General features: G+C 57.7%; 16 protein-coding genes and 1 pseudogene. 10 read left to right on the top strand and 7 right to left on the bottom strand.

The genetic code is table 11. The features are described 5' to 3' along the window. The first annotated feature begins 72 nt into the window (after positions 1 to 72). The 5 genes and pseudogenes from mrcB to fhuB all read left to right on the top strand — a co-directional run bounded on the left by mrcB (position 73) and on the right by fhuB (position 8,799). Positions 73 to 2,598 carry a bifunctional glycosyl transferase/transpeptidase gene (gene mrcB / locus ACZ6J2_RS11320; RefSeq protein WP_471725747.1) on the top strand — a complete coding sequence of 842 codons (2,526 nt, stop codon included), beginning with the start codon at positions 73 to 75 and terminating at the stop codon, positions 2,596 to 2,598. A 235-nt stretch (positions 2,599 to 2,833) separates the two neighbouring features. Next, entirely contained in the window at positions 2,834 to 5,083 is a 2,250-nt protein-coding gene (fhuA, locus tag ACZ6J2_RS11315) for a ferrichrome porin FhuA (protein ID WP_033144662.1), read from the top strand. Positions 5,084 to 5,133: 50 nt separating this feature from the next. Next, positions 5,134 to 5,930, top strand: a pseudogene (gene fhuC / locus ACZ6J2_RS11310) (Fe3+-hydroxamate ABC transporter ATP-binding protein FhuC). After that, positions 5,930 to 6,820, top strand: a complete 891-nt coding sequence (fhuD, locus tag ACZ6J2_RS11305) for a Fe(3+)-hydroxamate ABC transporter substrate-binding protein FhuD (RefSeq protein WP_471725746.1) — start codon at positions 5,930 to 5,932, stop codon at positions 6,818 to 6,820. The pseudogene fhuC and the gene fhuD overlap by 1 nt, the downstream one beginning before the upstream one ends. Then, positions 6,817 to 8,799 (top strand): Fe(3+)-hydroxamate ABC transporter permease FhuB, encoded by a 1,983-nt coding sequence (gene fhuB / locus ACZ6J2_RS11300; RefSeq protein WP_471725745.1) that lies wholly within the window; start codon positions 6,817 to 6,819, stop codon positions 8,797 to 8,799. Before fhuD ends, fhuB begins: the two co-directional genes overlap by 4 nt. A 93-nt stretch (positions 8,800 to 8,892) precedes the next feature. On the opposite strand, the gene hemL is transcribed toward fhuB, so the two are convergent. Then, positions 8,893 to 10,173, bottom strand: a complete 1,281-nt coding sequence (gene hemL, locus ACZ6J2_RS11295) for a glutamate-1-semialdehyde 2,1-aminomutase (protein ID WP_471725744.1) — start codon at positions 10,171 to 10,173, stop codon at positions 8,893 to 8,895. A 177-nt stretch (positions 10,174 to 10,350) separates the two neighbouring features. Here hemL and clcA point away from each other — a divergent pair, with 177 nt between their 5' ends. After that, positions 10,351 to 11,751 carry a H(+)/Cl(-) exchange transporter ClcA gene (gene clcA / locus ACZ6J2_RS11290; protein WP_471725743.1) on the top strand — a complete coding sequence of 467 codons (1,401 nt, stop codon included), beginning with the start codon at positions 10,351 to 10,353 and terminating at the stop codon, positions 11,749 to 11,751. A gap of 79 nt (positions 11,752 to 11,830) precedes the next feature. Further along, positions 11,831 to 12,178 carry an iron-sulfur cluster insertion protein ErpA gene (gene erpA / locus ACZ6J2_RS11285; RefSeq protein ID WP_023310446.1) on the top strand — a complete coding sequence of 116 codons (348 nt, stop codon included), beginning with the start codon at positions 11,831 to 11,833 and terminating at the stop codon, positions 12,176 to 12,178. A 92-nt stretch (positions 12,179 to 12,270) separates the two neighbouring features. Here the strand turns inward: erpA and ACZ6J2_RS11280 are convergent, their stop codons facing one another. From ACZ6J2_RS11280 to mtnN, 3 genes are read right to left on the bottom strand one after another with little or no spacing between them, the layout of a single operon-like run. After that, positions 12,271 to 12,894 carry a TRIC cation channel family protein gene (locus ACZ6J2_RS11280; protein WP_023310447.1) on the bottom strand — a complete coding sequence of 208 codons (624 nt, stop codon included), beginning with the start codon at positions 12,892 to 12,894 and terminating at the stop codon, positions 12,271 to 12,273. Positions 12,895 to 12,921: 27 nt separating this feature from the next. Then, entirely contained in the window at positions 12,922 to 13,722 is an 801-nt protein-coding gene (gene btuF, locus ACZ6J2_RS11275; protein ID WP_471725742.1) for a vitamin B12 ABC transporter substrate-binding protein BtuF, read from the bottom strand. Beyond that, a complete protein-coding gene (gene mtnN, locus ACZ6J2_RS11270) occupies positions 13,715 to 14,413 on the bottom strand; it encodes a 5'-methylthioadenosine/S-adenosylhomocysteine nucleosidase (protein ID WP_014882620.1) in 699 nt (232 codons plus the stop codon). Before mtnN ends, btuF begins: the two co-directional genes overlap by 8 nt. 82 nt (positions 14,414 to 14,495) lie before the next feature. Here mtnN and dgt point away from each other — a divergent pair, with 82 nt between their 5' ends. The 3 genes from dgt to cdaR all read left to right on the top strand — a co-directional run bounded on the left by dgt (position 14,496) and on the right by cdaR (position 18,882). Then, positions 14,496 to 16,010, top strand: a complete 1,515-nt coding sequence (gene dgt / locus ACZ6J2_RS11265; RefSeq protein ID WP_471725741.1) for a dGTPase — start codon at positions 14,496 to 14,498, stop codon at positions 16,008 to 16,010. A gap of 131 nt (positions 16,011 to 16,141) precedes the next feature. Continuing rightward, positions 16,142 to 17,578 (top strand): serine endoprotease DegP, encoded by a 1,437-nt coding sequence (degP, locus tag ACZ6J2_RS11260; protein ID WP_024907518.1) that lies wholly within the window; start codon positions 16,142 to 16,144, stop codon positions 17,576 to 17,578. A 146-nt stretch (positions 17,579 to 17,724) separates the two neighbouring features. Then, positions 17,725 to 18,882 (top strand): DNA-binding transcriptional regulator CdaR, encoded by a 1,158-nt coding sequence (cdaR, locus tag ACZ6J2_RS11255; RefSeq protein WP_023310452.1) that lies wholly within the window; start codon positions 17,725 to 17,727, stop codon positions 18,880 to 18,882. 92 nt (positions 18,883 to 18,974) lie between these two features. Here the strand turns inward: cdaR and ACZ6J2_RS11250 are convergent, their stop codons facing one another. The 3 genes from ACZ6J2_RS11250 to glnD all read right to left on the bottom strand — a co-directional run bounded on the left by ACZ6J2_RS11250 (position 18,975) and on the right by glnD (position 23,005). Next, the gene (locus ACZ6J2_RS11250; RefSeq protein ID WP_014168696.1) at positions 18,975 to 19,361 is read right to left on the bottom strand and encodes a DUF3461 family protein; all 387 of its coding nucleotides are present in this window, start codon (positions 19,359 to 19,361) and stop codon (positions 18,975 to 18,977) included. Between the two features lie 111 nt (positions 19,362 to 19,472). Then, positions 19,473 to 20,297, bottom strand: a complete 825-nt coding sequence (gene dapD / locus ACZ6J2_RS11245) for a 2,3,4,5-tetrahydropyridine-2,6-dicarboxylate N-succinyltransferase (RefSeq protein WP_008501915.1) — start codon at positions 20,295 to 20,297, stop codon at positions 19,473 to 19,475. Between the two features lie 32 nt (positions 20,298 to 20,329). After that, positions 20,330 to 23,005, bottom strand: a complete 2,676-nt coding sequence (glnD, locus tag ACZ6J2_RS11240; protein ID WP_109845538.1) for a bifunctional uridylyltransferase/uridylyl-removing protein GlnD — start codon at positions 23,003 to 23,005, stop codon at positions 20,330 to 20,332. Between the last annotated feature and the right edge of the window lie 60 nt (positions 23,006 to 23,065).

Genomic DNA, 23,065 nt, shown 5'->3' with positions numbered 1-23,065 from the left:
ATTTCTTCTTTCACAGGCCTGTGAAAGAAAAGAAAATCTGGCCTTTGCGCCTGAAAGTTGCGGAGAAAAAGCATGGCGGGGAATGACCGCGAGCCAATAGGACGTAAGGGAAAACCAGCGCGTCCGGCGAAAGAAAAGGTAAGCCGTCGTCGCCTCAGAGATGAGGACTATGACGATGACTATGAAGACGATTATGAGGATGAAGAACCGATGCCGCGTAATGGAAAAGGCAAAGGGCGTAAGCCTCGGGGCAAGCGCGGCTGGTTCTGGCTGCTGCTGAAGCTGTTTATTATTTTTGTTGTCCTGATGGCAATTTACGGCGTGTATCTGGATCAGAAGATCCGCAGCCGTATCGACGGAAAAGTCTGGCAGCTCCCTGCGGCAGTGTATGGCCGTATGGTGAACCTTGAGCCAGATATGTCCATCACCAAAAACGAGATGGTTAAACTGCTGGAAGCCACCCAGTATCGTCAGGTGTCAAAAATGACGCGGCCTGGCGAATTTACCGTGCAGTCCAACAGTATTGAGATGATCCGTCGTCCGTTTGATTTCCCGGACAGCAAAGAGGGGCAGGTGCGCGCGCGTCTGACCTTTGACGGCGATCGTCTGGACACCATCGAGAACATGGATAACAACCGTCAGTTCGGTTTCTTCCGTCTCGATCCGCGTCTGATCACCATGCTTTCGTCAGCAAACGGCGAGCAGCGCCTGTTCGTGGCGCGTAATGGCTTCCCGGATCTGCTGGTCGATACCCTGCTGGCAACCGAAGACCGTCACTTCTACGAGCACGATGGCATCAGCCTCTACTCGATTGGCCGTGCGGTACTGGCTAACCTGACTGCCGGTCGCACCGTGCAGGGAGCGAGTACGCTGACCCAGCAGCTGGTGAAAAACCTGTTCCTCTCCAGCGAACGCTCTTACTGGCGTAAAGCGAACGAAGCCTACATGGCCGTGCTGATGGATGCGCGCTACAGCAAGGATCGTATCCTTGAGCTGTACATGAACGAGGTGTACCTCGGTCAGAGCGGCGATAACGAAATCCGCGGCTTCCCGCTGGCGAGCCTGTACTACTTTGGCCGTCCGGTGGAAGAGCTGAGCCTGGACCAGCAGGCGCTGCTGGTGGGCATGGTGAAAGGGGCGTCCATTTATAACCCGTGGCGTAACCCGAAACTGGCGCTGGAGCGTCGTAACCTCGTTCTGCGTCTGCTGCAACAGCAGCAGGTGATTGACCAGGAGCTGTACGACATGCTGAGCGCGCGTCCGCTCGGCGTTCAGCCGCGCGGCGGCGTGATTTCGCCTCAGCCTGCGTTTATGCAGCTGGTGCGTCAGGAGCTGCAAAGCAAGCTCGGTGATAAGGTCAAAGATCTCTCCGGCGTGAAGATCTTCACCACCTTTGACTCCGTGGCGCAGGATGCGGCCGAAAAAGCGGCTGTGGAAGGCATTCCGGCGCTGAAGAAACAGCGTAAGCTCTCCGATCTTGAAACCGCGATGGTGGTGGTTGACCGTAACACCGGCGAAGTGCGCGCGATGGTGGGCGGGGCCGAGCCGCAGTTTGCAGGCTACAACCGTGCGATGCAGGCGCGTCGCTCAATCGGCTCTCTGGCAAAACCGGCAACCTACCTCACAGCCCTGAGCCAGCCAAATCAGTATCGCCTGAATACCTGGATTGCGGATGCGCCGATCTCCCTGCGCCAGCCTAACGGTCAGGTCTGGTCACCGCAGAACGATGATAAACAGTTCAGCGGCCAGGTCATGCTGGTGGATGCGTTGACCCGTTCCATGAACGTGCCAACGGTGAACCTGGGCATGTCGCTGGGACTGCCGGCGATTGTCGATACCTGGCAAAAGCTGGGCGTGGCGAAAGATCAGCTGCATCCGGTGCCGGCGATGATCCTCGGTGCGCTTAACCTGACGCCGATCGAAGTGGCGCAGGCGTTCCAGACCATTGCCAGCGGGGGCAACCGCGCGCCGCTGTCTGCCCTGCGCTCAGTGATTGCCGAAGATGGTTCCGTGCTTTATCAGAGCTTCCCGCAGGCGGAGCGTGCCGTTCCTGCTCAGGCCGCCTATATGACGCTGTGGACGATGCAGCAGGTTGTGCAGCGCGGTACCGGGCGTCAGCTGGGTGCGAAGTATCCGGGCCTGCATCTGGCGGGTAAAACCGGGACCACCAACAACAACGTCGATACCTGGTTTGCCGGTATTGATGGCCGTGAAGTGGTGATCACCTGGGTAGGCCGCGACAACAACCAGCCGACCAAACTGTACGGGGCGAGCGGGGCGATGTCGATTTACCAGCGCTATCTGGCCAATCAGTCTCCGGTGCCGCTGAATCTGGTTGCGCCGGAAGATATCGTGGATATGGGCGTGGACAGTTCCGGTAACTTCGTCTGCGGCGGGGGAATGCGTACCCTGCCGGTCTGGACGGCCAACCCGGACTCGCTGTGCCAGCAAAGCCAGCCTGAACAGCCGACGGGTAACCCGTTCGACCAGTCTTCTCAGCCACAGCAGCCGCAGCAGCAACAGCCGCAGCAGCAGAATGAGAAGAAAGACAGCGACGGTGTCGCGGGCTGGATTAAAGACATGTTCGGCGGTAACTAACCTTTTAAAGCCCTCTTCCCCGGAAGGGGGCTTTTTTTACCCGTAGACCTCATTTCGTTAACCCTCGCTTTAACTCTGATTAACCCTTCGTTTTCTCTTGATGATTTCTTAAACCCTTAATTCTCATAGGGCCGCTTACTGCTTGCTATGCAACCAGCGTTTCGCATATTATTCTGGCGCTCATAATAATAATTCTCGTTTACGTTATCATTCACTTTCACATCAGAGATTCAACATGGCGCTTTCCAATACTGCTCAGCCAATGAACACCTCGCTGCGTAAGCTCGCGGTCGTCGTCGCCACAGCGGTTGCCGGCATGTCTGCTTATGCTCACGCGGCCGAAACCCCGAAAAAAGAAGAAACCATTACGGTAACCGCAGCTCCTGCGGCACAGGAAAGTGCCTGGGGGCCTGCTGCGACCATCGCCGCACGGCAATCCGCGACCGGAACCAAAACGGATACCCCTATTCAAAAGGTTCCGCAGTCTATTTCTGTGGTCACTGCCGAAGAGATGGCGCTGCATCAGCCGCGCTCGGTGAAAGAAGCCCTGAGCTACACGCCGGGCGTTGCGGTAGGCACGCGCGGCGCGTCTAACACCTATGACTATTTGATCATTCGCGGCTTCGCGGCCGATGGTCAGACGCAGAATAACTACCTCGACGGCATGAAAATGCAGGGGAACTTCTATAACGACGCGGTGATTGATCCTTACATGCTGGAGCGCGCCGAAATCATGCGCGGCCCGGTTTCCGTTCTGTACGGCAAAAGCAGCCCGGGCGGTTTGCTGAACATGGTCAGTAAGCGCCCAACAACCGAGCCGCTGAAAGAGATCCAGTTCAAAGTTGGCACGGATAGCCTGTTCCAGACCGGGTTCGATTTTAGCGATGCGATCGACGACGACGGCGTTTACTCTTATCGCTTAACGGGCGTTGCGCGTTCTAATAACGCTCAGCAGGAGCGTGCTGAAGAGCAGCGTTACGCCATCGCGCCATCGTTCTCCTGGCGTCCGGATGATAAAACCACCTTCACGTTCCTCTCCTACTTCCAGAACGAGCCTGAAACGGGCTACTACGGCTGGCTGCCAAAAGAGGGAACGGTTGAGCCGCTGCCGAACGGCGATCGTCTGCCGACGAACTTCAACGAAGGCGCGAAGAACAATACCTATTCCCGTAACCAGAAAATGGTGGGATATAGCTTCGACCACGAGTTCAACGATACCTTTACCGTGCGTCAGAACCTGCGCTTTGCCGAGAACAAAACCTCGCAAAACAGCGTATACGGTTATGGCGTTTGTACCGACCCGGCAAACAGCGGCAACAAACAGTGTGCCGCGCTAGCGCCATCGGACAAGGGCCATTATCTGGCGCGTAAATACGTTGTCGATAACGAAAAGCTGCAGAACTTTACCGTTGATACCCAGCTGCAGAGCAAATTCTCAACCGGCGAGGTGGACCATGTCCTGCTGACCGGCGTTGACTTTATGCGCATGCGAAATGACATCAACTCCTGGTTCGGTTACGACGACTCTGTTCCGCTGCTGGATCTCTACAATCCGGTGAACAGCGATTTTGATTTCGGCTCAAAAGATCCCGCGACCTCCGGTCCATATCAGATCCTCAACCGTCAGAAACAGACGGGGCTGTATGTTCAGGATCAGGCGCAGTGGGATAAAGTGCTGGTAACCCTGGGCGGCCGTTATGACTGGGCCGATCAGGAATCCTATAACCGCGTGACGAACACCACCTCCAAACGTGATGATACCCAGTTCACCTGGCGCGGTGGCGTTAACTATCTGTTTGATAACGGCGTAACTCCGTACTTTAGCTACAGCGAATCGTTTGAACCGGCTTCGCAGACCGATGCCCAGGGCAAGCTGTTCTCGCCGTCTAAAGGCAAACAGTACGAAGCGGGCGTGAAATACGTGCCGAACGATCGTCCGATCGTCGTCACCGGTGCGTTGTACCAGCTGACCAAAACCAACAACCTGATGGCGGACCCGGCGGGCTCCTTCTTCTCGGTTCAGGGCGGTGAAATCCGCGCGCGTGGCGTAGAACTGGAAGCGAAAGCGGCCCTGTCTGCGAGCGTCAACCTGGTGGGGTCTTATACCTACACCGATGCGGAATACACCACGGACACCACCTACAAAGGCAACACGCCTGCTCAGGTGCCAAAACACATGGCATCGTTGTGGGGTGATTACACCCTGTTTGACGGTGCGCTGTCAGGTCTGACGCTGGGTACCGGCGTGCGTTACACGGGCTCAAGCTATGGCGATCCGGCGAACTCCTTCAAGGTGGGCAGCTACACCGTTGTCGATGCGCTGGTCAGATACGATCTGGCACGCGTTGGCATGGCTGGCTCAAACGTGGCGCTGCACGTGAACAACCTGTTCGATCGTGAGTACGTTGCCAGCTGCTTCAATACCTACGGCTGCTTCTGGGGTGCTGAACGTCAGGTTGTTGCCACCGCGACCTTCCGCTTCTAATCTCTCTTCGGGCACGGTTCGCCGTGCCCTTTTTATTTAAGTTGGCTGATATGCAGGATATTCAAACGCAACCCGACACCACCTTTACGCTCAACCATCTCTCCTTTCGCGTACCCGGGCGCACGCTGCTGCATCCGCTCTCTTTGACGTTTCCGGCCGGTAAAGTGACGGGCCTGATTGGTCACAACGGTTCCGGTAAATCCACGCTGCTCAAGATGCTGGGGCGCCATCAGCCGCCTTCAGAAGGCGATATTCTGCTGGATGACCAACCGCTGGAGAGCTGGAGCAGTAAAGCCTTTGCCCGCAAAGTGGCCTATCTGCCGCAGCAGCTGCCGCAGGCGGAAGGGATGACGGTGCGTGAGCTGGTGGCGATTGGGCGTTATCCGTGGCACGGTGCGCTTGGGCGCTTCGGCGTCGCCGACAGAGAGAAGGTGGAAGAGGCGATTGCGCTGGTCGGGCTAAAACCGCTGGCGCACCGTCTGGTGGATAGTCTGTCCGGCGGCGAACGTCAGCGCGCGTGGATCGCGATGCTGGTGGCGCAGGACAGCCGCTGTCTGCTGCTGGATGAACCGACCTCTGCGCTGGATATCGCCCATCAGGTCGACGTCCTGGCGCTGGTGCATCGATTGAGCCAGCAGCGTGGCCTGACGGTCATTGCGGTTCTGCACGATATCAACATGGCTGCGCGCTATTGTGACTACCTCGTCGCGCTGCGCGGGGGCGAGATGATTGCCCAGGGGACACCGGCAGAGCTGATGCGCAGCGAAACGCTGGAACATATTTACGGTATTCCGATGGGTATTCTGCCTCACCGGCCGGGGCTGCACCGGTGAGCTTTGTCTACTGATGCTGAATAACACACGCATTAGCCGCCGTCGCCTGCTGACGGCGATGGCGCTCTCGCCGCTGCTGTTAAAAATGAATACGGCGCGTGCCGCCGCCGTCGATCCGCACCGTATTGTGGCCCTGGAGTGGCTGCCGGTCGAACTGATGATGGCGCTCGGCGTCACGCCCTATGGCGTGGCGGACATTCCTAACTATAACCTCTGGGTGAACGAGCCAAAGCTGCCGGACTCGGTAATCGACGTCGGCCTGCGAACGGAGCCAAACCTTGAGCTGCTCACCCAGATGAAACCCTCGTTCCTGTTCTGGTCAGCGGGCTACGGCCCGTCAGAGGAGACCATGGCGCGCATTGCGCCGGGACGTGGATTTGCTTTCAGCGACGGTAAAAAACCGCTGGCCGTGGCGAAAAACTCGATTAACGAGATGGCGCATTTCCTCAACCGCGAAGCGGAGGCCAAAAAGCATCTCGACGAATTTGATGCCCTGATAGACTCCCTGAAGCCGCGCTTTGCTCACCGGGGCGATCGTCCGCTGCTCATGGTGACGCTGCTGGATGCCCGCCATATGCTGGTCTTCGGTAAAAACTGTCTGTTCCAGGAGGTGCTGGACAGCTTCGGCATTCGCAACGCCTGGGAAGGGGAGATGACCTTCTGGGGCAGTACCGCCGTGGGTATCGACCGCCTGGCGGCGTTTCGCGATGTGGACGTGCTCTGTTTCGACCACGGTAACGAACGCGACATGCAAACCCTGATGGCGACCCCGCTCTGGCAGGCGATGCCGTTTGTGCGCGAGAAGCGCTTCCAGCGCGCCCAGGCGGTCTGGTTCTACGGTGCGACGCTGTCGGCCATGCATTTTGCCCGCGTGCTGGATAACGCCCTGGGAGGTAAAGCATGAGTACGCGTATCGCCCGCTTCCCGGCGCTGCTGTTATCCCTGCTTTTTCTGGTTGCGCTGGTATTAACCGGGTTCAACCTCTCTGCGGCCTTACCTCGCGAGCAGTGGGGGGCCGCTCTGGCCTCGCCGGATATCGACAATATTCAGCAGATGCTGTTCCACTACAGCCTGCTGCCGCGTCTGGCAATCTCCCTTTTGGTCGGGGCCGGCTTAGGGCTGGTGGGCGTGCTGTTCCAGCAGGTTTTACGTAACCCGCTAGCAGAGCCAACCACGCTCGGCGTCGCGACCGGCGCGCAGCTTGGGATCACCATCACCACGCTGTGGGCGCTGCCGGGAGCGTTAACCTCGCAGTTTGCGGCACTCGCGGGGGCGTGCGTGGTGGGCGCGCTGGTCTTTGGCGTGGCCTGGGGCAAGCGCCTTTCTCCTGTGACGCTTATTCTGGCCGGGCTGGTGGTGAGCCTGTACTGCGGGGCGATTAACCAGCTGCTGGTGCTGTTCCATCACGATCGGCTGCAAAGCATGTTCCTGTGGAGTACCGGCACGCTCACCCAGACCGACTGGGGCGTTGTAGATCACCTCTGGCCGCAGCTGGCTGGCGGAGTCGTGCTGACGCTGCTGCTCCTGCGCCCTCTGACGCTCATGGGGCTGGATGATGGCGTGGCGCGTAACCTGGGGCTGGCGCTGTCGCTGGCTCGTCTGGCGGCGCTGACGCTGGCGATTGTATTGAGTGCCCTGCTGGTCAACGCGGTCGGCATCATCGGGTTTATCGGCCTGTTTGCGCCGCTGCTGGCGAAAATGCTCGGGGCGCGTCGCCTGCTGGCGCGTCTGATGCTGGCGCCGCTGATTGGGGCGCTGATCCTCTGGCTTTCCGATCAGCTTATTCTCTGGCTGGCGCAGGTCTGGAGAGAAGTCTCCACCGGCTCTGTGACCGCGCTTATCGGGGCGCCGCTGCTGCTGTGGCTGCTCCCGCGACTGCGCAGCATGAGCGCACCGGCGATGGACGCCGGCGATAAAGTCTACGCTGAACGTCAGTCGGTGCTGTGGTTTAGCCTTGCCGGCCTGGCGGTGCTGATTATCGCCTCGTTCGCGGCGCTTTCTTTCGGACGCGATGCCATGGGCTGGCACTGGGCAACGAGTGATTTACTCAATGAACTGGTGCAGTGGCGCTGGCCGCGTATCTTCGCCGCGCTGATCGCAGGGGTGATGCTGGCGGTGGCGGGGTGCATTATTCAGCGTCTGACCGGCAACCCGATGGCAAGCCCGGAAGTGCTCGGGATCAGCTCTGGAGCCGCCTTTGGCGTGGTGCTGATGCTGTTCTTTGTGCCGGGGAATGCGTTTGGCTGGCTGATGCCAGCCGGCAGTATCGGTGCGGCAGTCACGCTGATGATTATCCTGATAGCCGCCGGTCGCGGCGGGTTTTCACCGCACCGCATGCTGCTGGCCGGGATGGCGCTCAGCACCGCATTTACCATGCTGCTGATGATGCTGCAGGCCAGCGGCGATCCGCGTATGGCGAAGATCCTGACCTGGATTTCCGGCTCGACGTACAACGCCACCGGCAGCCAGGTGGTCTGGTCCGGGATCGTGATGCTCGTGCTGCTGGCGATGGTGCCGCTGTGCCGCCGCTGGATGACCATTCTGCCGCTCGGCGGCGAAACCGCGCGCGCGGTGGGAATGGCGCTGACGCCAGCGCGCGTGGCCCTGCTGCTGCTGGCGGCGTGCCTGACGGCTGTGGCAACCCTGACGATTGGACCGCTGAGTTTTGTCGGATTAATGGCGCCGCACATTGCCAGAATGATGGGATTCCGCCGGACGATGCCGCATATTGTGATGTCGGCCCTGACGGGCGGGGTGATGCTGGTGTTTGCGGACTGGTGCGGAAGAATGGTGCTGTTCCCGTATCAGATCCCGGCGGGTCTGCTGTCGACCTTTATCGGTGCGCCGTACTTTATTTATCTGTTGAGAAAGCAGAGCCGGTAATAAAAGTAAACGGCAATCTTTTGATTGCCGTTTTAGTATTTGCTCCCTCTCCCCGTGGGAGAGGGTTGGGGTGAGGGCATCAAGCCGCACATCTTACAGCTTCGCAAACACCTTGCGCGCCGCGTCGATGGTGTTGTTGATATCTTCTTCGCTGTGCGCCACGGACATAAAGCCCGCTTCGAACGCTGACGGCGCGAGGTACACGCCTTCTTCCAGCATCAGGTGGAAGAAGCGCTTGAAGCGTTCAACGTCGCACTTCACCACGTCCTGATAGCAGGTCACGGTTTTCGCATCGGTGAAGAAAATCCCGAACATGCCGCCCACGTGGTTAACCACCAGCGGAATCCCCGCTTCTTCTGCCGCTTCCAGCAGACCGTTTGCCAGCAGCGAGGTCAGGTCGGTCAGGGTTTCGTGAATGCCCGGCTGAGCCACTTCGGTCAGGCAGGCAAAGCCCGCCGCCATGGCGATGGGGTTACCGGAGAGCGTGCCCGCCTGGTAAACCGGACCGGTTGGCGCCAGGGCTTCCATTACGTCCTTACGACCACCGAATGCGCCGACCGGCATGCCGCCGCCGATGATTTTGCCGAGGCAGGTCAGGTCCGGCACGACGTCGTAGTAAGACTGGGCACCCGCCAGCGCCACGCGGAAGCCGGTCATGACTTCATCGATGATCAGCAGCGCGCCGAACTCGTCGCACAGGGCACGCAGGCCCGGCAGGAAGTCAGGCTGCGGTGGGATACAGTTCATGTTGCCGGCAACCGGCTCAACGATGATGCAGGCGATCTCCTGCGGATACTGCTCGAACGCCGCGCGAACGGTAGCAAGATCGTTGTAGGTGCAGGTCAGGGTGTGCTTCGCGAAATCTGCCGGTACGCCCGGGGAGTTCGGCTGGCCGAGCGTCAGCGCGCCGGAACCGGCTTTCACCAGCAGGCAGTCCGCATGACCGTGGTAGCAGCCTTCAAACTTGATGATTTTATCGCGACCGGTAAAACCGCGCGCCAGGCGGATGGCGCTCATGGTCGCTTCGGTACCGGAGTTCACCATACGCACCATGTCCATGGTCGGCACCAGTTCGGTCACCAGCTCCGCCATTTTCACTTCCATTTCGGTTGGCGCACCGAAGCTCAGGCCGCGCTGGGCGGCTTCAATTACCGCGTTACGAATGGCCGGATGGTTGTGCCCCAGCACCATCGGTCCCCAGGAACCCACATAATCGATATAGGCTTTGCCATCGACATCATACAGATACGCGCCGTCAGCACGTTCGATAAAGAGCGGCGTACCGCCCACGCCGGTGAAGGCGCGCACAGGTGAGTTCACGCCACCCGGAATAAGCTCGCGGGCTGCACTGTAGAGGTTTTCAGACTTGCTCATGGCGTCGTTCCTGGTTCGAATAAAATGGTTAAGCCCACTATTCTATGTGATTCGGGGAAGGTTATGAAATTTTTAGCCGGGCAATGCTTTAAGATTTGTTAAGTAATTTTCAGGAGACGGGGGGGCCGTCTCTGGTAAAATCCTCGCGGCTTTTTGTGTGACAAATAAGAACAGGACATGAAATCAGATTCTCCTTCTTTTGAAGAACAACAGTTTACGCGCGCCCAGAACCGAGTCAGCATTCGGCGGCTGCTCAATCGCGATAAAACGCCGCTGGCGATCCTGCTGGCCGCTGCCGTGGTGGGCACTCTCGCGGGCCTGGTTGGCGTGGCGTTTGAAAAAGCGGTTAATGCCGTACTCAACTGGCGAGTGGGCACCGTGGCCGGTTTCGCCGACAGCGAATGGCTGGTCTGGGTGTGGGCATTCGGGCTGTCCGCGCTGTTTGCCATGGTGGGGTATTTTCTGGTGCGTAAATTCGCGCCGGAAGCGGGGGGATCGGGCATCCCTGAAATTGAAGGCGCGCTTGAGGAGCTGCGTCCGGTGCGCTGGTGGCGGGTGATTCCGGTTAAGTTCATCGGCGGCATGGGGACTCTGGGCGCGGGAATGGTGCTTGGACGGGAAGGACCCACGGTACAGCTGGGGGGGAACGTCGGCCGCATGGTGGGCGATCTGTTTCGGATGCGAAGCGCCGAAGCGCGCCATACGCTGCTGGCAACCGGCGCGGCGGCGGGGCTTTCCGCCGCGTTTAACGCGCCGCTGGCAGGCATTTTGTTCATTATCGAAGAGATGCGCGCGCAGTTCCGCTACAACCTGATCTCAATTAAAGCGGTATTCACCGGCGTCATTATGTCGAGCATCGTGTTTCGCATCTTTAATGGCGAGGGAGCGGTCATTGAGGTGGGTAAACTGACCAACGCGCCGGTCAACACCCTGTGGCTTTACCTGATCCTCGGCATGATTTTTGGCGTGGTGGGGCCGCTGTTTAACACCTTTATCCTGCGCGCTCAGGATATGTTCCAGCGCATTCACGGCGGGAACACCACGAAATGGGTGCTGATGGGCGGTCTGCTGGGCGGAATGTGTGGCGTACTCGGGTTTATCGAGCCGAATGCCGCAGGCGGCGGGTTCGGGCTGATTCCCATTGCGGCGGCGGGGAATTTCAGCGTGGGTCTGCTGCTGTTTATGTTTATCTCCCGGGTTATCACGACGGTACTGTGCTTCTCTTCCGGCGCGCCCGGGGGGATTTTTGCCCCGATGCTGGCGCTGGGTACGTTGCTCGGGACCGCATTTGGTATGGCGGCTGAAGTGGGCTTTCCCGCCTATCACCTTGAAGCCGGGACCTTTGCGGTGGCCGGAATGGGGGCGCTGCTGGCCGCGTCCCTGCGTGCGCCCTTGACCGGGATCGTGCTGGTGCTGGAGATGACGGACAATTACCAGCTCATTTTGCCAATGATCATTACCTGCCTCGGCGCGACACTATTAGCCCAGTTCCTGGGTGGAAAACCGTTATACTCCACCATCCTCGCGCGTACCCTGGCGAAACAAGAGGCTGAACGGGCCGCCACGCAGAATACTTGAATGAATTACCAGGGTATTAGATAATGAGACAAAGAATTGGGTGAATTTTACCCAATAGCAGTATTCATGGGAGCATAAGATGAGTGATGACGTAGTAGCTGTACCGCTCGAATTTACCGAAGCAGCAGCCAACAAAGTGAAAGTCCTGATTGCCGATGAAGACAATCCGGATCTGAAACTGCGTGTCTATATTACCGGTGGCGGCTGCAGCGGCTTCCAGTATGGTTTTACTTTTGACGATCAGGTTAACGATGGCGATATGACTATCGAGAAACAGGGCGTCGCGCTGGTGGTTGACCCGATGAGCCTGCAATATCTGGTGGGTGGTTCGGTGGATTACACCGAGGGTCTGGAAGGTTCACGCTTTGTGGTCACTAACCCGAATGCGACAAGCACCTGCGGGTGTGGATCTTCGTTCAGCATCTAACGGAGCGCGGCTGATGCCGTTACTCCGTCCCTCTCCCACAGGGAGAGGGCGTAAATACTCAAAACGGTAACCTTGCGGTTACCGTTTTGCTTTTACCTGCCATTATCATCCAGCGCAAACGTCGGCAGCTTCAGGTGCCAGCGTATCGCCGCTAAACGTATCACCAGCGTCACGACCATCCCCAGCATCGCGGCATTTTCAAGCGGGAGGGCAAAGGTGTAGTACGCGGTCGCGTGAACAATCCCGCCCACGATGCAGGCCGTCGCGTAAATTTCAGTACGCAGGATCATCGGCACTTCACGCGCCAGAATGTCGCGTATGATCCCGCCGCCCACGCCGGTTAATACGCCCATGCAGATTGCCACCATCGGACCGGTACCCGCATTAAACGCCTTGTTGACGCCAATACCGACAAACACGGCCAGACCGACGGCATCCAGTACCGGCAATATCCACTTGGGTAAGCGGCGGGGCTGGCGAACCAGCACAATGGTTAACAGGCAGGTGACCATCGCGACCACCAGATCGGTAGGATCTTTCACCCAAAACACCGGCCCATTCGCCAGCGCCATATCGCGGATAGTCCCGCCGCCGACGGCGGTCACGACGCCCAGCACCAGCACGCCAAACGGATCCATGCGTAGTTTTCCAGCGAGCAGAACGCCGGAGATAGCAAAAACGGCTGTGCCAAGAATATCCAGCCAATAAACGAGCATCGTTAAATCCTCGAAAAGGGTCTTATGTTAGTGACTCTCTGCCAGCGCGGCACAGAGCTGTTTTGCGGCGAGGATAATACGCGGGCTGGCGCGTTCAAACCAGTCGCTGTTGAGCGGGATCACCGGAATTTTTAGCTGCCTTTGCCAGAATTGCTCAATTTTGGGAATTTCGCTCGCAGTTCCGACCACGACGATGGCCTGCGGCTGGCGCGCCAGCACCTGTTCGCGGCTCACCTGCGGCCACGGTACCCGGCTGGCAGCAAAGATGTTTTCACCGCCGCAGACTTCCAGTACCTGGTTCTGAATCGACCCTTTTCCGGTGGTGAATAGCGGCTGGCTGCCAAACTGCAGGAAGATGCGCTTTTTAACAGGGGTATCGTATCGGGATTTCAGCGCGGCATAGTCGCTCAGCATCTGTTTCGCCGCAGCCTCGGCTTTTTTGGGCGTAGGGCTGTAGGGTGCCAGGGCGCGTAGCGCCTGAGCGACCTGCTCAATGCTGACGGCATCAATCCACATGACCTTTATGCCAAGCGAGGTGAGCTGGTTGACCTGCCGCTCGGCGTTGCCGCCGCGCCAGGCCAGCACGAGATCCGGTTTAAGCGCCACGATGCGCTCAAGGTTCATCCCCTGCCAGGTTGCCACCTGTTCAATACCCGCGGCCTGCGGTGGGTAATCTGAAAAGCTACTCACGCCAACGGGCGTGATCCCGGCGGCAAACGCCAGTTCCGTATTCGCGGGAGAGAGAGTAATCACGCGCGGTACAGCATAGAGCCACAGCGGTGCGAGAAGAAGCAGGGCGGCCAGCGCCCTGACGGTATGTTTAGCCACGTGCCAGATTCTGCACCAGGCGCTCCACCATCACGGTGGACTGTTTTGCCGCAACGGTCAGGAACTCGTCGAAGCTGATGTGGGACTGCTGGTCTGCCACGTCAGAGATGGCGCGAACCACCACGAAGGGTACGCTGAAGTTATGGCAAACGTGAGCGATCGCGGTCGCTTCCATCTCAACGGCAACCGCCTGAGGGAAGTTATGACGGATTTTCGCCAGCCCAACGGAGCCGTTGATGAAGGCATCACCGCTGACAATCAGACCGCGTACCGCGTTGAGGTTGAGTTCTGCGATGCAGGTCTCTGCCGCCGCAATCAGCTTGTCGTCAGCTTTAAATCCAGCAGGGCAGCCCGGGAGCTGGCCGTACTCGTAACCGAACGCGGTGACGTCGGCATCGTGGTAACGCGCTTCGTCGGAGACAACGATATCGCCCACTTTCAGCGTCGGCGCCAGGCCGCCCGCAGAGCCGGTATTCACGATCACGTCCGGCTTGCAGCGCTCAAGCAGCAGGGTTGCACCCAGCGCAGCAGCCACTTTACCGATGCCTGATTTCAGCAGAGCCACGTCAACACCGTTCAGCTGGCCGGTGTAGATCTCACAACCTCCCAGAGAGAGGGTCTGACGGTTCTCAATTTTGTCACGCAGCAGCGTAACTTCTTCTTCCATTGCACCAATAATGCCGATTTTCATAGATTTACTCGCGATGTGCCTTGTTAAGATGCATAGTCTATCATGCGGTTAAGGGGAAACGCATTCTCACGCGGGGGAGCACATGTCACCAATCGATTTTCGCACCAAAATAAACTGGCACCGACGTTTCCGTTCGCCGCAGGGCGACAAGAGCGAACATGAGATCCTGCGTATCTTCGAAAGCGATCGCGGGCGGATCGTTAACTCGCCTGCTATCCGCCGTCTACAGCAAAAAACTCAGGTGTTCCCACTGGAGCGTAACGCCGCGGTGCGCACGCGCTTAACCCACTCGATGGAAGTGCAGCAGGTCGGTCGCTACATTGCCAAAGAGATTTTGAGCCGTCTCAAAGAGCAGCGTTTACTGGAAGCCTATGGTCTGGACGAGCTGACGGGGCCCTTCGAGAGCATCGTTGAGATGGCCTGCCTGATGCATGACATCGGCAACCCGCCTTTCGGCCACTTTGGTGAGGCGGCTATCAATGACTGGTTTAAGCAGCGGCTTTATCCTTCGGATGCGGTAAGCCAGCCCCTCAGCGATGACCGCTGCATCGTACGCGATTTACGCCTGCGTGAAGGTGAAGAGCGGCTGAACGATCTGCGCCGCAAAGTGCGCCAGGATTTGTGTCACTTCGAGGGCAACGCGCAGGGGATCCGGCTGGTCCATTCCCTGATGCGCATGAACCTGACCTGGGCCCAGGTCGGCTGCATTCTGAAATATACGCGCCCCGCGTGGTGGATGGGGGATACGCCCGCGTCCCACAGCTATTTAATGAAAAAACCGGGCTATTACCTTTCCGAAGAGGCCTATATTGAACGGTTACGTAAAGAACTTTCATTGACGCCAAACGGCCGCTTTCCATTGACCTGGATTATGGAAGCCGCGGATGATATTTCCTATTGCGTGGCCGATCTGGAAGATGCCGTGGAGAAAAGAATCTTCAGCGTCGAGGAGCTTTATCAACATCTTTATGCGGCCTGGGGGACCCATGAAAAAGGCTCGTTGTTTGCGCAGGTTGTCGAAAATGCCTGGGAAAAATCGCGCTCAAATACTTTAAGCCGCAGTACGGAAGACCAGTTCTTTATGTATTTGCGGGTCAATACATTAAATAAACTGGTGCCGTATGCGGCGTCGCGTTTTATTGATAATTTGCCGCTCATTTTTAGCGGGGAATTCAACCACGCGCTGCTGGAAGATGACAGCAGTTTCAGTCAACTCCTTGAGCTTTATAAACATGTGGCGATGCGGCATGTATTCAGCCATCCGGATGTCGAGCAGTTAGAGCTGCAGGGCTATCGGGTAATCAGTGGGTTACTGGAAATTTATTCCCCGTTGCTTCAGCTGTCGGTCGACGAGTTCAGCGAGCTGGTGGAACACGAGCGCGTGCGTAGAATACCTATCGAATCGCGGCTTTACCAAAAACTCTCTACCCGGCATCGTCTGGCGTATGTCGAAGCGATTGGCAAGCTGGAACGCAACTCTCCCCAATGGCCGGTGATGGAATATTATTATCGCTGCCGTCTTATCCAGGACTATATCAGCGGCATGACGGATTTGTATGCCTGGGATGAATACCGCAAGCTGATGGCGGTGGAATAATTCCGGAGTTTTGTAAAGACGGCCAATAAATTTTTACCTTTTCCATAAACTTATCGCCGGAACTAAGCGGTATAAAACGAATCTGAGTTACACAGCAATTTTGCGTTACCTGTAAATCGAGATTGAGAAACATGAAAAAAACCACATTAGCAATGAGTGCACTGGCTCTGAGTTTAGGTTTAGCGCTGTCTCCTCTGACTGCTACTGCAGCCGAGACCGCGTCGTCGGCAGCAACCGCGCAGCAGATGCCAAGCCTGGCACCGATGCTCGAAAAAGTGATGCCATCGGTGGTGAGTATTAACGTTGAGGGAAGTACGACCGTCAATACGCCGCGTATGCCGCGTAACTTCCAGCAGTTCTTCGGCGACAACTCGCCGTTCTGCCAGGACGGTTCGCCATTCCAGAGTTCCCCGTTCTGTCAGGGCGGTGGCGCAGGGGATGACAGCCAGGGCGGCGGCCAGCAGCAGAAATTCATGGCGCTTGGCTCGGGGGTAATTATTGATGCGGCGAAAGGCTACGTCGTTACCAATAACCACGTTGTCGATAACGCTAACAGCATTAAGGTTCAGCTGAGCGATGGCCGCAAGTTCGATGCCAAAGTGGTGGGTAAAGACCCGCGCTCCGACATCGCGCTGATCCAGATTCAGGATCCGAAAAACCTGACGGCGATTAAAATTGCCGACTCCGATGCGCTGCGCGTGGGCGACTATACCGTGGCGATCGGTAACCCGTTCGGTCTGGGTGAAACCGTGACCTCGGGTATCGTCTCTGCGCTGGGCCGTAGCGGCCTCAATGCTGAGAACTATGAAAACTTCATCCAGACGGATGCGGCGATCAACCGCGGTAACTCCGGCGGTGCGCTGGTGAACCTGAACGGTGAGCTGATCGGTATCAACACCGCTATCCTGGCACCGGACGGCGGCAACATCGGGATCGGTTTTGCTATCCCGAGTAACATGGTGAAAAACCTGACCGCGCAGATGGTGCAGTATGGCCAGGTGAAACGCGGCGAGCTGGGTATCCTCGGTACGGAGCTGAACTCCGAACTGGCTAAGGCGATGAAAGTTGACGCTCAGCGCGGGGCATTCGTCAGCCAGGTGATGCCGAATTCTTCTGCGGCGAAAGCGGGCATTAAAGCGGGCGATGTAATCACCTCCCTGAACGGTAAACCGATCAGCAGCTTTGCCGCCCTGCGTGCTGAAGTGGGCTCGATGCCGATTGGCAGTAAAGTGACCCTCGGCCTGCTGCGCGACGGTAAGCCGGTTAACGTGAGCCTGGAGCTGCAGCAGAGCAGCCAGAATCAGGTGGATTCCAGCACCATCTTCAGCGGTATTGAAGGTGCCGAGATGAGCAATAAAGGCGCAGACAAAGGCGTGGTGGTGAACAACGTGAAAGCGAATTCACCGGCAGCCCGTATCGGCCTGAAAAAAGGCGATGTGATCATGGGCGCTAACCAGCAGCCGGTGAAAAATATCGCTGAACTGCGCAAAATTCTCGACAGCAAGCCTTCCGTGCTGGCGCTTAATATCCAGCGTGGTGATACCTCTCTTTATCTGCTGATGCAGTAATCCTCTGAAGCCCCTGTTCGCAGGGGCTTTCTCGTTTCTGTGATTCTTGCCACAACTCCATACTTCTTCCTCTCTCTTTGTGCATTTGCACAATGCAGTCGTCGCTGAACTTCCCTATGCTTGAGCTCTGCTCACGGGAGGGTTACATGGCTGGCTGGCATCTTGATACCAAAATGGCGCAGGATATCGTGGCGCGCACCATGCGCATCATTGATACCAATATCAACGTAATGGATGCCCGCGGGCGCATTATTGGCAGCGGCGATCGCGAGCGTATTGGGGAATTGCACGAAGGTGCGCTGCTGGTGCTTTCTCAGGGGCGGGTCGTGGATATCGACGATGCGGTAGCGAAACACCTGCACGGCGTACGTCAGGGCATCAATTTACCGCTGCGTCTTGAAGGCGAAATTGTGGGAGTAATTGGCCTCACCGGCGAGCCCGAGTCACTGCGAAAATACGGTGAGCTGGTCTGTATGACGGCAGAGATGATGCTGGAGCAGTCGCGCCTGATGCACCTGCTCGCTCAGGACAGCCGCCTGCGTGAAGAGCTGGTAATGAACCTTATTCAGGCGGAAGAGCATACGCCTGCGCTCAGCGAATGGGCGCAGCGTCTGGGGATCGATTTAAATCAGCCGCGCGTGGTGGCGGTCATTGAGGTCGATAGCGGCCAGCTTGGCGTGGACAGCGCGATGGCCGAGCTGCAGCAGCTGCAAAATGCGCTGGCGACGCCGGAGCGCGATAACCTGGTGGCGATCGTTTCTCTGACGGAAATGGTGGTCCTCAAACCGGCGCTCAATGCGTTCGGCCGCTGGGATGCAGACGATCATCGTCGTCGCGTGGAGCAGCTGATCTCCCGGATGGAGGAGAACGGCCAGCTGCGTTTTCGCGTTGCGCTGGGCAACTACTTTACCGGGCCGGGCAGTATCGCCCGCTCCTGGCGTACCGCGCGCACCACCATGATGGTGGGCAAGCAGCGGATGCCGGAGAGCCGCAGCTATTTCTATCAGGATCTGATGCTGCCGGTGCTGCTCGACAGCCTGCGCGGGGGCTGGCAGGCCAATGAGCTGGCGCGGCCATTGGCGCGTCTGAAAGCCATGGACAACAACGGCCTGCTGCGCCGGACGCTGCAGGCGTGGTTCCGCCATAACGTGCAGCCGCTGGCGACCTCGAAGGCGCTGTTTATTCACCGCAATACGCTTGAGTATCGGTTAAACCGGATTTCAGAGCTGACGGGTCTGGATCTGGGAAACTTTGACGACAGGCTGCTGCTGTATGTGGCGCTGCAGCTGGACGAACAGAGATGACTGAGTGCGGTCTGGTACCCTCACCCCATCCCTCTCCCACGGGGAGAGGGCGCAAACACTAAAAACGGCAATCAAGGATTGCCGTTTTGCTTTTATTTCCGCGTTAATTTCTCAAGATCCGCTTCAATCTCGCTGATCTTATTTGTTACAACGCTTTCAAGGTGACGCAGATCGTCAAGGATCTTACGCTTGAGATCGACTTCGGTGCGGTCGCGCTGGCAGATCTGATCGAGTTCATCGATCACATAGCGCAGGTTAGGGCTGATTTCCTGTACTTCTTTGTAGCCCTGTCCTACACCGTCAGCCACAACGGTCTTACGCTGGCGTGGATATTTAAACTTCACGCTTTTGGCGAAAAACTCTCCTTTGTCCTTGTGAAAATAGATTTTCAGAATATCGTTATTGGCTTCCTGACGGAGGCTGTAACGATCAATTTCATCAGGATTGGTAATGCCCAGACTTTTCAGATTATCGTACATAGCGGTACCCTTGATCTCAACATAACCTTTGAATAATTAACGAAAAAATCTATTTTCGCCACCCTCAGATATAAAAAAAGCGGGGTTGCCCCCGCTTTTTGTTATACCCGATTAATCGATGGTGCGCAGCAATTCGTTGATGCCCACTTTACCGCGCGTTTTCGCATCCACTTTCTTCACGATAACCGCACAGTACAGGCTGTATTTGCCATCTTTTGACGGTAGGTTGCCGGAAACCACTACGGAGCCCGCCGGAACGCGACCGTAGTGAACTTCGCCGGTTTCACGGTCGTAAATACGGGTGCTCTGGCCGATGTAAACGCCCATGGAGATCACGGAGCCTTCTTCCACGATCACGCCTTCAACCACTTCAGAGCGCGCGCCGATGAAGCAGTTGTCTTCGATGATGGTCGGGTTAGCCTGCAGTGGCTCCAGAACACCACCGATGCCCACGCCGCCGGACAGGTGAACGTTTTTACCGATCTGCGCGCAGGAACCGACGGTCGCCCAGGTGTCAACCATGGTGCCTTCGTCAACGTAGGCACCGATGTTCACGTAGGATGGCATCAGCACGGTGTTACGTGCGATGAATGCGCCCTGACGAACCGCCGCAGGCGGTACCACGCGGAAGCCTTCTTTCTGGAAACGCGCTTCGTCGTAGTCAGCGAATTTCATAGGCACTTTATCGAAGTAGCGGCTTTCAGCTCCGTCGATAACCTGGTTATCGTTGATACGGAAAGAGAGCAGCACGGCTTTCTTCAGCCATTGATGAGTGACCCACTGACCGTCGATTTTTTCTGCCACGCGCAGCGCGCCGGAATCCAGAAGGGAAATCACCTGGTTTACCGCTTCACGGGTCACGGTATCCACATTTGCCGGGGTAATCTCGGCGCGACGCTCAAAAGCGGACTCAATAACGTTCTGTAACTGCTGCATTGTTTACTCTTTCCATTTCACTAAAAAACATATCACCCTTTATCGTTTGGATTGAGGGCTGCTGTCAACCGTTGTTGCACTTCAAGCTGCAGGTCATTATTAAGGGCACGCCGGTCGGCGGTGGCGATTATAAATAAATCTTCTACTCGCTCGCCAATGGTTGTAATTCGGGCCCCATGAAGCGAAATTCCCAGATCGGCAAAAACCTGGCCGACGCGAGCAAGCAGCCCCGGCTGGTCGAGTGCGATCAGCTCCAGGAACGATTTACGGTCGGTGTGGGTCGGCAGGAAATTGACCTCGGTATCGACGGTAAAGTGGCGCAATTTCGCCGGCTGGCGACGCGGCTGCGGGGGCTGCCAGCTGCGCTGGGTAATCGCCTGTTCCAGACCAAAACGTATCCCTTCATGCCTGTCCGCCGAGAGCGGGCTGCCGTCCGGCTCAAGCACGATAAAGGTGTCCATCGCCATGCCGTCGCGGGTGGTGAAAATCTGCGCGTCGTGAACGCTCAGGTTACGCCTGTCCAGCTCGGCGCAGACCGCAGCAAACAGGTAAGGTCGGTCCGGGCTCCAGATGAAAATCTCCGTCCCGCCGCGGGTTGCCTGCGGGCTCAGCAGGATCATCGGCTGGGACAGATCGTGCTTGAGCAGATGCCGCGCGTGCCACGCAAGCTGGTTTGGGCTATGGCGGACAAAATAGTTGGCGCGGCAGCGGGCCCAAATCTGATGCAGTGCCTCTTCATCAATATTATCCATCCGCAGCAGCGCCAGCGCCTGCAGCTGGTGATGGCGCACGCGCTCGCGCATGTCCGGGGTGTTTTGCATCCCGCGACGCAGCTGTTTTTCGGTGGCGAAGTACAGCTCGCGCAGCAGGCTCTGCTTCCAGCTGTTCCACAGGGTCTCGTTGGTGGCGCAGATATCGGCCACCGTCAGGCAGACCAGATAGCGCAGACGGTTTTCCGTCTGAACCTCTTCAGCGAACTGCTTGATCACTTCCGGATCCTGAATGTCACGGCGCTGCGCGGTGACCGACATCAGCAGGTGATGGCGCACCAGCCAGGCCACCAGCTGCGTTTCACGCGAGTTCAGGCCGTGCAGTTCGGCAAATTTCAGCACGTCCTGTGCGCCCAGCACCGAATGGTCACCGCCGCGACCTTTGGCGATATCGTGGAACAGGGCGGCAATCAGGATCAGCTCCGGATGGGTCAGGCGCGGCCACAGCTCCACGCAGAGCGGGTGGCGGGAGCGCGTCTCTTCTTTCGCAAAGCTTTCCAGCTTGAGCATCACGCGGATCGTGTGTTCATCCACCGTGTAGGCGTGGAACAGATCGAACTGCATTTGCCCGACAATGTGCGACCACTGCGGCATATAGGCCCACAGCACGCTGTGGCGGTGCATCGGCAGAAGGCCGCGGCTGACGGCGCCTGGGTGGCGGAGCATGCTCAGGAACAGCGAACGCGCTTCCGGGATATAGCACAGCGGCTGCGTCAGATGACGGCGCGCATGGCGCAGATGGCGCAGGGTGGTGGAGTAGATCCCGGTGATGGTGCTATTGCGCACCATGGTATAGAACATCCGCAGAATCGCTTCCGGCTCGCGGATGAACAGCGTTTCGTCGCGCAGGTCGATAAGCGTGCCGCGCAGCTGGAATTCGTCATCAATCGGGCGCGGTTTTTCGTCCGCCGTCAGAGCCAGAATGGCCTCGTCGAACAGCTGCAACAGCATCTGGTTCAGCTCGGTCACCCGGCGGGTGACGCGGAAGAAATCCTTCATCATGTGCTCAACCGGCTCGTTGCCTTCGCCCTGATAATTCAGGCGCTGAGCCACGCTGAGCTGACGGTCAAACAGCAGGCGGTTATCGTAGCGGGTGACTTCCAGATGCAGGGCAAACCGGATGCGCCACAGCAGGTGCAGGCACTCGTTCAGCTCGTTTCGCTCGGCCTCGGTTAAAAAGCCGAAGCCGACCATCTCGTCCATCGAAGTGGCGCCAAAATGGCGGCGGGCGACCCACTGCAGGGTGTGGATGTCGCGCAGACCGCCGGGGCTGCTTTTAATATCGGGTTCAAGATTATAGCTGGTGCCGTGGTAGCGCTGGTGGCGCTGATTTTGCTCCTCGACCTTCGCGGCGAAGAACTTTTCTGACGGCCAGAAGCCGTCACTGAAGATGTGTTTTTGCAGCTCCAGGAACAGAGCGACGTCACCAATCAGCAGGCGGGTTTCAATCAGGTTGGTGGCGACGGTCAGGTCCGATAACCCTTCCAGCAGACACTCTTCCAGGGTACGCACGCTGTGGCCGACTTCCAGCTTTACGTCCCAGAGCAGCGTCAGCAGTTCGCCAATTTTTTGCGCCTGTTCGTCCGGCAGCTTTTTGCGGCTTAAGATCAGCAGATCGATATCGGAAAGCGGATGCAGCTCACCGCGGCCATAGCCCCCGACGGCAACCAGCGCAACATCACTGATTTGCCCAAACCCGTAATCGATCCACAGGCGCTGCAGCAGCTGGTCGATAAATTCGGTGCGCGCTTCAATGAGCTGCTCGGCCGACACGCCCGCGTCGAACGCGCTGCCCAGCCAGCGATGGAAAACATCCATATGGGCTTTAATATGCGCGCAGGTCAGCTCGTGCGACGGCCATACGCCCGGGTTATCGGGCTGGTCGGGGAGGGTGGGAAGTGCTGTGTTAGCATACTGTTCGGGTAAAAGATTACTCATCGTGCGCCACCCATAAGAAAAAGCTATAGCCATTAAAAAAGCCGGCATTTGCCGGCTTTT

It is taken from the genome of Enterobacter sp. E14S, from assembly GCF_055666685.1.
This window is presented reverse-complemented; position numbering and strand designations above follow the sequence as displayed.